This window comes from Psychrobacter sp. K31L, from assembly GCF_017942195.1.
Lineage (GTDB): Bacteria > Pseudomonadota > Gammaproteobacteria > Pseudomonadales > Moraxellaceae > Psychrobacter > Psychrobacter glaciei.
The window spans coordinates 403,321-415,558 of record NZ_JAGKSC010000002.1; the positions used below are offsets into that span (position 1 = coordinate 403,321).

A 12,238-nucleotide genomic window follows, 5' to 3' on the forward strand; every position below is an offset into this window, starting at 1 on the left:
TTCACCAAAAAGGACGTTACTTACCGCCTGAGATAATAAACTTTTTGCCGCAATTATCTACCACTTCACTGCAGCTACCAAATTCACTGCCTTCGTAGCAAACGTGGACATCGGTTAATATCGTTTGGCGTCGACTGCCCGCTTGGCAAATTAAATCAATGCTAGCAGCAGGCATGCCACTATTAAGGCGAGTCATTTGTCCAATAAAGCGTGATTTTGAGACGGTATAACTGTTGCCAGTATTGAGCTCGTTAGGCAATTTTAGGGCACCGGCATAGTTGGTTATTTGGCGAAAATAACTACTCGCACTTAATGGGCTACAGGCACCATAATGTTGCCATACTTGGCTACGTACTGTCGTGTCTGGCATGATACGGTTAACAACTTTTAGTTGTAATGGGGTCAGGCGCGGCTCGACACCGCGCCCACAGCGCTCGCCATAGCCCATGTCCAAACCTGATACCGTTAATGAATACCCTTCTAGACATTGGCGCATACGTACTCGTGTTGGTTGCAAGCTACATAATGCAGGCGTCATCTCAATCATTAACACACGTTGACCACTCTTGACGGCATTGGCCGCTTGCGCTGGTATGATCATCACACTCTGTAACAATAGCAAGGCGACCCCGCCCATCACCGTATACCCTTTATCCTTATATTCTTTGCCTATCGCATCCTTTTTACGTATCGCACTGTCATTTAGCTTCGTAGATAACTTTATCGTGACTGATTCCGACAGAGTGTCCACCCGCGTCTGATTCGACAGCTGACGATTGGCTTGCAATAACATAGGCAAATTGAAATATTTTTTGATCATAAGTAGTTAGGTATCTAGCAACGATAAAAGAGTGGGCAAGCTTAAATAAAGGTGCTCAAAGTATAAATATTCATTGAACCAAGCTTAAAATAAACCAAAAAAAATACAGACAACAATTAAAGCAATGGTAGCAAAATGCGTTTTTTAATCTATAGCAGAAACGTAAACATCGCTTAAGTATTAAAAATAAGACAGAAATCAGAGAGAATACAAACCTCTATATAGCAGAATAATAACCCATTGATTCAAATAAAAATGAATGCCGAAAAATAGATATAAAAAAAACCATTAACAGTCTATCGTCAATGGTTTCTTTTTTACTAAATGAATAACCTAAAATGCAGCTGGCACCGTACCCATACGTTGACTAATCGGCTGACTACGACCCAATAAGCTACTATAAATCGTAGCGTTCTCCATTACGTGTTTCACATAATTGCGCGTTTCAGGAAAAGCGATTGACTCCACGTATTGATCAGCGGCTAACGAACCATAGACCGGCTGCCAGCGCTTGGCATTATTAGGGCCAGCATTATAGCCCGCCGTTGCCAATACTGGCTGATAATTTAGTTTGCCCAAAATATCCCCCATATACCAAGTACCATAACGGATATTGGTATCACCACTGTTGGCACGGCTAGCGCTATAAGTCTCACCTAAATTACGGGCGATATATTTTGCTGTGTCAGGCATCACTTGCATCAACCCACTAGCACCAACACCTGAGCGCGCTGAGGCTACAAATCGACTCTCTTGACGCATGATGCCATAAGCCCATGCCGGATCAATCCCCGCCGATTGGCTGTAGCGAACGACGGCATCTTGGTGCGGCATCGGATGCGACAATGCCAAGCTGTCGACTCTGTCCGTATTGTCAACGGCATAAATCGCCCGATCGAGCCAGCCCATGTCATGTGCCAAGCTAGCAGCGGCGATGATTAGATTGTCATCACGATTGTCACGTGCTTGCTTGACTGCCCAGTTCCACTCACGGTTGGCATAAGCGCGGCTAGCGTCAGCTTTATATAAAGCAAAGGCACGAGCAAAGTTTCCATCTTGCATGACGCGGGCACGATCGGCAGTACTAACATTGGGTAAGTTGCTACCGCCTAAGCGACTGGCGTCAAAACGCTGACCGATTCTGTCTTTTGCCATTAGACCATAGTAATCGTTACTTTTTGCTAGGTTTTGATACATTTTCTTAGCGGTATTACTCTTACTGCTATTGCCTGATTGCTCATAAGCACGAGCCAGCCAATACTGCCACTGATTGCCTTTTTGAGTTTCACCATCCATTTTTGAGATGGCTTCGACCACATCGTCCCAACGACCAAAGCGAATCGCTGCCATGGCATAGTCTTCAGCTTCCTCGAAGTTAAAATCGTCATCTAAACTGTTGCGGAACCAATCAACTGCTTCAGCGTTAAAACCATCGTCAGTATTATGATTCATACGCTGTACCCCAATGGTACGATAAGCATAGCGACGGGTTTCATCATTCAATAGTTTGACTGAGCGCTGATTGTCTTGTTTGATATCAAAATCTAACTGCAATGCTGCCTCACGATAAGACTTGTCAGCGATACGGCCTATCGCATACAGATAGAGATACTGATTGGTCTGACTGGCAGGCTCACGACCAAAACTGGTAAAGAATGATGAAGGATTTAGCTGAATCTCACTCAAAGCAGAATAAGCAATGGGCGTGCCTAAGCGTGATGACAACGCCATAATATCGCCAGTTTTGCCTTTACGAAGCATACGTTTCAGACGAGCAGCACGATCTTGATTACTAATCAGCGCGTTATTATTCATCTCCATCGCTAGCTGATCACACAAGGCAGGCTGTTTTTGGGTGGTCAGCCACACATCAGACTTGGCGGCCATGGCGCGCATGGTATCACCGCCATTATTGAACCCAAGCGCAACGGCACAGCGCTCGCTGGCATCGGCATTGGTAATCAAGTTCGCCACTTGTCTGACTGAGGCATAGTCGTTTGACCCCGCTTTGGTCTCAGCAAAATCCGCAACCAACTTCTCAGCCATGACTGTATCAGGATACTGACGCACAAACTGCGCTACAGCCGCTGAACTTTGTGAGTTAAGGTCTAGATTCATCCGCCAATAAGTGGGATACATCGCAAACAAACCGCCGCTCATCATTTGTTCGTAATTATAAAGCGCACTGACATCACCGCGATCTGCTGCGATAGCAGCGGCTGTAAATGAGTCAACACTGCTGTCTTGTTGATAATTACTTTCTGGCTGATAGCTGTCGTTATCACCCCATGTCAGCTCTGCACAAGCGACTTGCGATATGCCTAGCGCACTCACTGCTGCCGCTACACTCAGCGCGCTCATCCGTAGCGTACCGGCTGTGAGCCGCTTGGACGCGTGCTTTTTACTGGTAGACTTTTCATCCTTGATGCTATGAGCAACACGCAACTTTGTCATACTGACTCTCTTTATGATATCTCTACAAATAAGGGAATAGCGATTCGCTAAGTATCGCCAAGGTTATAGCACTCATCATACTATATTCATTGTGCTTTCAACTATCTCCTTTACCTTTTGTTAATAAATAGGACAGTGCGGTGTAACATAGAAATGGTGTCTAGTCGCAGTTTTTGTCAAAACCGCTGCTAATTCTAGTAAATAATTGATACTGCTATGAATTGTTTATCATATTGATGACCAATAGCCTGTGCTAATTTTTCACATTGGCAGAGGGTTGTGATAAAATATGCCACCTGTTAATCGGCTACCCTGCTATATTTTTAGTCAATCATGGACTTATCCTTATGAGTGTTACTGTATTTAATCCCCGCATCAATGACGCTGCTGTTGCTGAGACAACTGCTACTGCGCCTGCTGTCACTGCACTCAAAGAAGCAAGTTCAGCCCAAGCACCCGTCGAAAAAGCAGTGACCAAAAAAGTCTTTGTCACCACCCAAGGCTGTCAGATGAATGTCTATGACTCTGGCAAAATGCTCGACGTGCTCGGTGATTCCCACGGTATGGAAGTCACGCATGATATCGACGAAGCCGATGTACTACTAATGAACACTTGCTCTATCCGCGAAAAAGCGCAAGAGAAAGTCTTTTCAGAATTGGGTCGCTGGCGCAAGCTAAAAGAAAAACGCCCTGACCTCGTCATTGGTGTTGGTGGTTGTGTGGCTTCGCAAGAAGGCGACAATATTCAAAAACGCGCGCCTTACGTCGACATGGTGTTTGGCCCGCAAACCTTGCATCGCCTGCCTGAGCTATACGACCAATCAAATGAACAGCGTGACATCGCGCCTAAAAACCGTATTGGTACGATTGATGTGTCCTTCCCTAGCATCGAAAAGTTTGACTTTTTACCTGAGCCAAGAGTAGAAGGCTACAAAGCTTTTGTCTCTATTATGGAAGGCTGCTCAAAATATTGCTCATTTTGCGTCGTACCTTATACCCGCGGTGAAGAATTATCGCGCCCACTCGATGACGTATTGGCTGAGATTGATAGCCTTGCCGAACAAGGGGTACGTGAAATCAACCTGCTCGGTCAAAACGTCAACGGCTATCGCGGTGAAAAAGACGATGGCAGCATTTGCCGTTTCGCTGAGCTGTTACATTATGTCTCGCATGTCGATGGTGTTGAGCGTATTCGTTATACGACCAGCCATCCGCTTGAGTTCACCGATGACATCATTGACGCTTACGCACAATTGCCAGAGCTGGTATCGCACTTACATCTACCGGTTCAGAGCGGTTCAAACGCTATCTTGGCAGCGATGAAACGCAATCACACGATTGACGTTTATATCAATCAGATTAATAAGCTTAAAGCCATTCGTCCTGATATTCACTTATCGAGTGACTTTATTATTGGCTTCCCTGGTGAGACGGATCAAGATTTCCAAGATACTTTGAATCTAGCAAAAGAATTGAACTTCGATCACTCTTACAGCTTTATCTATTCGAAGCGTCCAGGCACGCCAGCGGCAGAGTTGCCAGATGATGTGAGTTTCAAAACTAAAAAAGAGCGTTTGGCAGAATTCCAAAAAGTCATCATTGATTCGACGCTGGCTAAAACTCATGAAATGGTTGGCACTACGACTCGCGTCTTGGTTGAACAAGTTGCCAACCGTCATCCCGACTGCTTAATCGGTACAGCGGATAATACTCGTACGGTTATGTTCCCATATGACGTTGATACAATGGATGAGATGTTGGGTAAACTTGTGAGCGTACGTATTACTGATTTCGTCAGCCCGCACATGGTCAAAGGTGAGCTAATCGAAGTATTGGCATAGCGGTTAAGGCAACAATGGTTAAGTTATAAATTTGAGTAAGAATAAAAAAGCCGTTCACTATAATAGCGAACGGCTTTTTTGTGCGTGAATACTAACCATCATTATTCTGATAGCCAATCTGTCTTCCGTAACTGCTGCTTGGTTTCGCGGCGGCGTTTTTTTCGGACAATATCGATATCTTCTTTTTCGTGAATACCACCTTTTCTTAATAGTGGATCCAGTGCCAAATAATTACGCGGTTTGACAGTGCCTAGCGAGTGTTGCACACCTGTCACAGCCTGCTGCTCTAACTGCCGTTCAATTTGTTTGGCCTTTTTTAAGGTTTCTTTTAAGCTCATATTTTTACCTATATTTTTACCTATATTTTTAATAACTCTAAATCTGTTTTATATATTCGAGTGACCCCATAGTGAGACCACGATTAGGAAATCGAGCGCAAATAGTACACTTAGTACATTAAACTCGATTGACACCGTCGTGACTCGCTATGGTTTTACTTGTTAGCCTTTAATGCACATGACTTGCTTCAGCGTATGCACAACTTCGACTAAATCTGTTTGATTGGCCATCACTTCATCGATGTCTTTATAAGCGCCGGGTATCTCATCGATGACGCCTTTGTCTTTGCGACACTCAACGCCATCCGTTTGCGCTTTTAACTCATCAATGGTGAACGCTCGTATGGCTTTGCCTCGGCTCATCTGTCGCCCTGCCCCATGTGAACATGAGCAAAACGATTCAGCCTCGCCCAGACCACGTACGATAAAGGACTTTGCACCCATAGAGCCTGGGATAATCCCAAGCTCACCTGCATAAGCGCTAATAGCGCCTTTACGCGTCACATAGACCTGCTCACCGAAATGTACCTCTTCATTGACATAGTTATGATGACAATTGATGGCTTCTTTGGTGAGCTGAAATCGTGGCAACCCCGCTTGTGGCGACTGTAATGACTTAATCACTAAGCGCATCATTTCACGGCGATTTTCTAACGCGTAATCCTGCGCCCAGCCTACCGCTTCGATATAATCGGCAAAACTATTAGACCCTTCGGCAAAGTAAGACAAATCACGATCTGGCACATGACCAAAGCGCGATTGACGTTCTTTTTTGGCAAGGCTAATAAAGTATTGGCCGATACAATTACCAATACCACGGCTGCCAGAGTGCAGCATGACCCAGACATCATTGTTTTCATCCAAGCAAAGCTCAATGAAATGATTGCCACCGCCCAATGTCCCCAACTGCTTCGCCCATGTACGCTCAAAACCTTTGAGCATTTTAAGTAAACCTGGATGCTTATCAGTAATCGGTTTTAGGCGTTTGCCTAGTGGGTCAAACGTTGAGTTCTTGGCTTGGATTTGCTTGTGCATGTTGAAGCCAACAGGCACTTGCTGCTCAACGATCGATCGTAATGACCTCAAGCTATCAGGCAAATCGCTTGCCGTCAGGGACAAACGCACCGCATTCATACCACAGCCAATATCGACACCAACTGCGGCAGGAATGATGGCAGACTTAGTCGGAATCACACTGCCAACTGTAGCGCCTTTGCCAACATGCACATCGGGCATCACCGCAATATGTGAGTGTACAAAATCCAGCTGGGCTAAATTGCGTAGTTGCTGCATCGCCCCTTGCTCAACATCCGAGGTGTAAATCTTGACGGGTACGCCGTGCTTACGATTTTCGTTTAATATTAATTTAATGCTCATTACTTATTATTTCCATTTTATTATTTTGATAACCATGCATATTTTTTTAATTTACTGATTTTTATAATTTTAGACATCACTAATTCATATCAATTAAACAAAACGTTTAATAAGAAAAAAATAAAGCTAAATCACAGGCAATAAAATACCGTTTCTTATTAATTAAAAAATCAATAAAAATTCATGGTTAATTTATTATAGACGTTTTAAAGAAAGGTTACATGGTTCAAAACCGCTGCCCATTGCGTAAATGCTGTACGCATAGAAAAGCATCAGCTAAATAATAGCATGAAGCACTCTATTGGCAATGACGGTGAAGAAAAATGTTAGGTAAACAGATAACAGCAAGCGCAATATGGCTTAGCACAATCGCAGAGCGATTTTGACACAGTAGACTTAGAAGAGGGATAGCATAAGTAGATACAGGAGGCTATGCGTTGATATTATTCAATAGGATATCATTCAATAGCTTGTATATAGATTCAGCCAAACCTTTTCGAAGTTGTCATTGCTGTCATGTAGTTTACAAATTCAGTCTTTAAAAACGTCTTGGTAGTTAAATAGGACACGATGATTCCTCCATAGGTTGTGGCTAATTATTGTAGACAATAGTAGCAGGTTTATTGGAATGATTTATCGCTTACATAGAAGCTAATAAATCAATAATGCTAATAATAACGATTTAAAAAATAAAGTCAATAATTAATTTTACTTTATAGAAAAAATTATATTTCATTGAAAGTCTTATTTTAAACACAGAACTCAGAAATCTTTAAACCATAAAACTATTTATAACTTCAGCCAATAAAGCAGCAGCAATGATGATAAATATCACCCCGCAACCACGATTGAGCCAAGCCAAGCGATTACCCACATCGAGCCAACTTGCCAGCTTCTTACCACCCAACGTATAAATGATCTGCCAAATTGTCTCACTCAAAAACAAGCCGATGGTCAATAGAATATATTGTGGCCATAATGGCGCGCTGAAATTGATAAATTTAGGAAAAAAGGCAGCAAAGAACAAAATGGCTTTTGGATTGGACAACGATACCCAAACGCCAGTACGAAACAAAGTCATATTACTTGGGGCAGCTTTAGCAGCAGCACTCGAGAGTGAGCGCGGCTGCGGTGTACCAACTGTATCTTCACTATCAGAAGAAGGATAGTCAGCCGCGACTTCTTCGCTCATTTCACGAGCATCACTCATCAAGCTGCCATTGCCAGCATCACGCCATGAGCTAATACCCAGATAAATCAAGTATGCCGCGCCAACGGCTTTGATGATCGTCAGCAACCAAGGTGACTGGCGACTGATCACATCGAGGCCAAGCAATGTCGAAAGCAGTAGCACAAACAATCCAAGGCTTAAACCTGCCAGCGTCCACAATGTGCGCTTCACGCCGTAGTTCATACCATACTGGAATGCTAGCAGCATATTGGGACCTGGGGTCGCTGAGATAAAAAACGTACTCGCAAAAAATACCGCAAACAGGTGCCAAGACATCAACCAACCCCTACTCTTTTATTTGAAATAAACTTGAAACATGAAAAAGAGGCAAAAAATAAACACCGCCATATAGACGGTGTGTTTTATGCCAACTTAGATAAAAAGTTAGATGAAAAAACAATCACTTGCTTCTCAATCTACTAATTAACCGCACAACTAGTTAACAGCTTCTGCAAAAACCCATCACAACGTACAATTTCGTTAAGTTCAACGTATTCATCCGCCTTATGAGCTTGTTCAATACTACCAGGTCCACAGATGATTGTTGGAATACCTGCATTGGTAAATTGACCGCCTTCAGTCGCGTAAGCCACTTTATGACGCTCATCATCCCCTGTCAATGCAGCGATCAATGATTGTAGTTCAGCACTATCATTATCAGTCATTGCCGGTACGCTTTCTTCTTGCATCAGCTCAATGCCAGTCTCTGGCGCACGGGCTTGCATCTGCGAATTTAATTCCGCAATCTTGGCTTGAATGGGTGCCAGTACATCCTCTTGCGTCATATGCGGCAGATTACGATAATCAAAGGTAAACTCGCACAGATTGGGCACGATATTGGTGGCCGTACCGCCATGGATGGTACCTACTGACAACGTTGAATAAGGCACAGTGAATATCTCGTCCCCATCTTCAAGAGCACCGTTACGAGTACTTAGCTCTTCGGCAAGCGTATCGACATAGCCCACCAATCGGCTGGCATAGCTAATGGCATTGACCCCTTGTGCAATCAATGAAGAATGCGCTGACTTACCATGCACACGGCAACGATAAACCGCAATGCCTTTATGTGCCACCACCATAGCCATATTAGTTGGCTCACCGACGATACAATAATCAGGGGTTATACCGCGCGCCTTTAAATCTGCCAATATCAATGGCGCGCCTAGACAGCCAATCTCTTCATCAAATGATAATGCCAAATGCAATGGGCGACGCAGCTGGCCTGCATTAGATAGTTTTACCGCTTGTGGCAACATCGTCAGCGCACAAGCGATAAAGCCTTTCATATCACAAGCGCCGCGACCATATAGCTTGTCACCACGAATGGTTGCTGTGAAAGGCTCAGACGTCCAGTCTTGACCGTCGACTGGCACCACATCGGTATGACCAGATAGCACGAGACCATGATTGACGTCGTCAGCATTTGCCCCTGCTGGCACAGTGACGAATAAATTGGCCTTATTTTTGGCTTCATTAAAGGTCAAATCGACGCTCAAACCCAATTGCTCGCAGTAAGCTTTTACATCTTCAATCAAAGCCAAATTAGAATGACGACTGACCGTATCAAAGCCAATTAAGCGCGTTAGCCAATCGATACTTTGAGTGGGATAATGAGCATCAGCCAATACTTGACTGGCATCATCGTTACTATTCTGTATAGTCATAAAACATCCTTATTATGATACGTGATACTCGTATTATGAGGGATTGTGTTGGTTCATAATATCAACAACTGGCGGCATTGGTTTTGACACCTTACCTTCAGCTTGCAACTCTTTGGTGGTTTTGGCATCAATGGCAAGTCCAGAAATCAAGGCGATGTCTTTGACAGGCTTACGTTGGCGAGTGGCAAAGCTCACTGGTACCATACGCGCAAATTCATAAACATGCAGGTAAGACTCTTCACCACCTTCAAAGTCTTCATCGTCTTCTAATCGAATCCCACCGATTTTAGCCAAATCCGATAGCATCTCGTTTTCTTCGCTACTCAGACGGCAATCAGTAATGCCAAAACCCGTCATAAAGCCATTTGCCCACTGTTTCAGTGCCATCACGCGCTCGTATAAATCATGTTCATCATCTGGGACTAATGGCGTATAAGAGTAGGCATCGTCTTTGTCTTTGAGCTGGAACACTATATCTTCAGCTTCTTCTGTCAACAAAGTCAATGCAGGCTCTGGTAAAGCGGCGAAGCTCAGCTCTTCAAACACCTTCGCCCATACCTTTTCATCAGGTGCATCGCAGGCGGTCATCAGCCCTGTCATCAAGCCGTGTACCTCACTGATAGACACGTCAGTCCAATCATCAAATGCAGTCAGCCATGTATTCCAGCCAGAGATATTATCATTCATAATAGATGTCCTAGTGATTGATTAGTAGTATTAAATAGAAACAGACGCCGCGCGATATCATTAACGAGGCGGCGGCTAATAGAAGTTATGAAACAAAGCGGCATACAATTACTTTGTTGATATAGATATTATGCGGTCACCTATGGCATTATTAAACGCAGAGAACAAAATTCATTCACGCTTACTTGTTAAGGATAAAAACTGACTATGTATGATCAACTTAGAATATTAGAAAAAATGATACTCGACATCAAAAAACAGTATCAGCTTGTCAGTGCTGAACTTAGCAGCCTCAAAAAACACCCCGCTACCGATCCAAAAGAACTTACCACACTTCAGGCCAAGCTCGATAGCAGTTATACAGAGCGCGATGGCGCCAAAAAGAAGCTGAACGACCTCGATAACCGCTATCAAAATCTGGCAGAAGCCCACCATATGATCGGTGAAGAGCAAGATAAATTGCAAAAGCAAATCAGCCAATTACAACAAGAAAACAGCGAGCTGCTACAGCATAATAATGAATTAAAGCAGCAGTATAGCGATATCAAACAGCAAAATAATGACTTACAAAAGAAGAATCAACTGGCCGCTGAGCGTACGCAAGTGGTGTTAAAACGCTTAACCCGTATCGATCAAGCAGAAGGTTCATAAATAGCGGTACGAGGACATAATTGACGAATATCACTGTCTTCAAATAGCATTTTTATCGATAAAAGCCACGTTTACCAATGTACTTTTATTATCAAGTACCTTAATTATTAAAAATACAGCATTGATTAAGCCAACAGACTCACACGTGTAAGCTCTTATATCACTCACTTTAATGACATATATTGTAGGATTTATCATGACTGATGACCAGACTATCCCTTTAGATAAGCAAGCGCCAAACAATCAATCACAAAACAACCAACGGCCAATCAACGGCCTTAAATCCCAAAAAGCCGTGCCAAATGCTTCAGCCTCAAATAATTTGGCTTCACAGAGCGTCGCTGCTAAACCTGCACCTAAAACGAATAGCACTCCTGAGCCGCAGATTAAAAAAGTAGATATTGCGATTGCTGGGGTCACCTATCCCATCTATTGCCCAGTACATGAGCAAGAAGAACTACATTCAGCCGTTTCTTATATTAATAACTATGCGCTCGACCTAAAACGCGACGCGCCGAGCCTCAGCCAAGAGAGCTTACTGGTACTGTGCTGTCTGAATTTATACGAGAAAATTCATGCGCATCAAAGAAGTGATGAAGATCGTGTTCAAGGAGATAAGCAATCTGAAGCATTACTCAATAAAATCATGAAGGATGCACACTCTATCTTATAGGTAAACACGGATCTGTTGAACAGATAAGCGCTTAGCTCTATCGAGCCAAGCGCTTTTTTATGTTTAATCCACAGCCGAATTACTTACTTATGCATTAGGATTATAAGTTCTTCCAGCATGAAAATCCGCTTGATGCTCATAGTTGCAAAAGAATAACTCCTGACTGCCTTTAATATCAGCGTCAGTATTGCCATCGCTACTTGCCACCAAGCCCGGCTTGGTCTCTAGAACACCGCGGTATTCAGCCAAACTGTTACCACAGAAGTTGCAGTGACGCAGTGTGGTCACATCACCATCTTTTGGCATCATGCTTTTGGGTGCGCGCGGGTACATAAACTTGTAAAAGCCCCACATCACAATCCAGATAATAATTATCATCATAATAGCAGCGAACACAGCATTGCTCCTTGAATGAGGGGTAAACGTGAGAAATGATTAAAATGGCTCAGCCAATGATTATTCACTACGTCTTAATAGTATAAATTTTACCGTCAATAAT

The 12,238-nt window shown here is 43.5% G+C and carries 11 protein-coding genes; 3 read left to right on the top strand and 8 right to left on the bottom strand.

Annotated features, from left to right (window positions below; genetic code table 11):
- Window positions 1–16: 16 nt before the first annotated feature.
- Window positions 17–793, bottom strand: coding sequence for a ribonuclease T2 (locus J5X94_RS04845; RefSeq protein WP_228293170.1), 777 nt, complete (start codon window positions 791–793; stop codon window positions 17–19).
- Between the two features lie 360 nt (window positions 794–1,153).
- A complete protein-coding gene (locus J5X94_RS04850; protein WP_210540434.1) occupies window positions 1,154–3,274 on the bottom strand; it encodes a lytic transglycosylase domain-containing protein in 2,121 nt (706 codons plus the stop codon).
- A gap of 347 nt (window positions 3,275–3,621) precedes the next feature.
- Here J5X94_RS04850 and miaB point away from each other — a divergent pair, with 347 nt between their 5' ends.
- Complete coding sequence (miaB, locus tag J5X94_RS04855; RefSeq protein ID WP_210540435.1) at window positions 3,622–5,115, top strand: tRNA (N6-isopentenyl adenosine(37)-C2)-methylthiotransferase MiaB; 1,494 nt, start codon at window positions 3,622–3,624, stop codon at window positions 5,113–5,115.
- A gap of 101 nt (window positions 5,116–5,216) precedes the next feature.
- Here miaB and J5X94_RS04860 read toward each other — a convergent pair whose 3' ends face one another.
- From J5X94_RS04860 to J5X94_RS04880, 5 genes are all read right to left on the bottom strand, one after another.
- Window positions 5,217–5,453 carry a hypothetical protein gene (locus J5X94_RS04860; RefSeq protein ID WP_210540548.1) on the bottom strand — a complete coding sequence of 79 codons (237 nt, stop codon included), beginning with the start codon at window positions 5,451–5,453 and terminating at the stop codon, window positions 5,217–5,219.
- A 162-nt stretch (window positions 5,454–5,615) separates the two neighbouring features.
- A complete protein-coding gene (locus J5X94_RS04865) occupies window positions 5,616–6,830 on the bottom strand; it encodes an RtcB family protein (RefSeq protein WP_210540436.1) in 1,215 nt (404 codons plus the stop codon).
- A 772-nt stretch (window positions 6,831–7,602) separates the two neighbouring features.
- The gene (locus J5X94_RS04870) at window positions 7,603–8,337 is read right to left on the bottom strand and encodes a LysE family translocator (RefSeq protein ID WP_201592132.1); all 735 of its coding nucleotides are present in this window, start codon (window positions 8,335–8,337) and stop codon (window positions 7,603–7,605) included.
- 143 nt (window positions 8,338–8,480) lie between these two features.
- The gene (gene argE / locus J5X94_RS04875) at window positions 8,481–9,728 is read right to left on the bottom strand and encodes an acetylornithine deacetylase (RefSeq protein ID WP_210540437.1); all 1,248 of its coding nucleotides are present in this window, start codon (window positions 9,726–9,728) and stop codon (window positions 8,481–8,483) included.
- A 33-nt stretch (window positions 9,729–9,761) separates the two neighbouring features.
- Window positions 9,762–10,415, bottom strand: a complete 654-nt coding sequence (locus tag J5X94_RS04880) for a UPF0149 family protein (protein WP_189585512.1) — start codon at window positions 10,413–10,415, stop codon at window positions 9,762–9,764.
- A 207-nt stretch (window positions 10,416–10,622) separates the two neighbouring features.
- Between J5X94_RS04880 and J5X94_RS04885 the strand changes: the two genes are divergently transcribed.
- Both J5X94_RS04885 and J5X94_RS04890 read left to right on the top strand, forming a co-directional pair.
- Window positions 10,623–11,066, top strand: a complete 444-nt coding sequence (locus J5X94_RS04885; protein ID WP_189585515.1) for a hypothetical protein — start codon at window positions 10,623–10,625, stop codon at window positions 11,064–11,066.
- A gap of 196 nt (window positions 11,067–11,262) precedes the next feature.
- Window positions 11,263–11,739, top strand: a complete 477-nt coding sequence (locus J5X94_RS04890; RefSeq protein WP_210540438.1) for a cell division protein ZapA — start codon at window positions 11,263–11,265, stop codon at window positions 11,737–11,739.
- An 87-nt stretch (window positions 11,740–11,826) separates the two neighbouring features.
- On the opposite strand, the gene J5X94_RS04895 is transcribed toward J5X94_RS04890, so the two are convergent.
- The gene (locus J5X94_RS04895) at window positions 11,827–12,093 is read right to left on the bottom strand and encodes a hypothetical protein (protein ID WP_210540544.1); all 267 of its coding nucleotides are present in this window, start codon (window positions 12,091–12,093) and stop codon (window positions 11,827–11,829) included.
- Between the last annotated feature and the right edge of the window lie 145 nt (window positions 12,094–12,238).

Bases quoted from the DNA above. Each gene is read 5' to 3' on its own strand.
- J5X94_RS04845 (WP_228293170.1), bottom strand. From the start codon at position 793: ATGTTATTGCAAGCCAATCGTCAGCTGTCGAATCAGACGCGGGTGGAC.
- J5X94_RS04850 (WP_210540434.1), bottom strand. From the start codon at position 3,274: ATGACAAAGTTGCGTGTTGCTCATAGCATCAAGGATGAAAAGTCTACC.
- miaB (WP_210540435.1), top strand. From the start codon at position 3,622: ATGAGTGTTACTGTATTTAATCCCCGCATCAATGACGCTGCTGTTGCT.
- J5X94_RS04860 (WP_210540548.1), bottom strand. From the start codon at position 5,453: ATGAGCTTAAAAGAAACCTTAAAAAAGGCCAAACAAATTGAACGGCAG.
- J5X94_RS04865 (WP_210540436.1), bottom strand. From the start codon at position 6,830: ATGAGCATTAAATTAATATTAAACGAAAATCGTAAGCACGGCGTACCC.
- J5X94_RS04870 (WP_201592132.1), bottom strand. From the start codon at position 8,337: ATGTCTTGGCACCTGTTTGCGGTATTTTTTGCGAGTACGTTTTTTATC.
- argE (WP_210540437.1), bottom strand. From the start codon at position 9,728: ATGACTATACAGAATAGTAACGATGATGCCAGTCAAGTATTGGCTGAT.
- J5X94_RS04880 (WP_189585512.1), bottom strand. From the start codon at position 10,415: ATGAATGATAATATCTCTGGCTGGAATACATGGCTGACTGCATTTGAT.
- J5X94_RS04885 (WP_189585515.1), top strand. From the start codon at position 10,623: ATGTATGATCAACTTAGAATATTAGAAAAAATGATACTCGACATCAAA.
- J5X94_RS04890 (WP_210540438.1), top strand. From the start codon at position 11,263: ATGACTGATGACCAGACTATCCCTTTAGATAAGCAAGCGCCAAACAAT.
- J5X94_RS04895 (WP_210540544.1), bottom strand. From the start codon at position 12,093: ATGTGGGGCTTTTACAAGTTTATGTACCCGCGCGCACCCAAAAGCATG.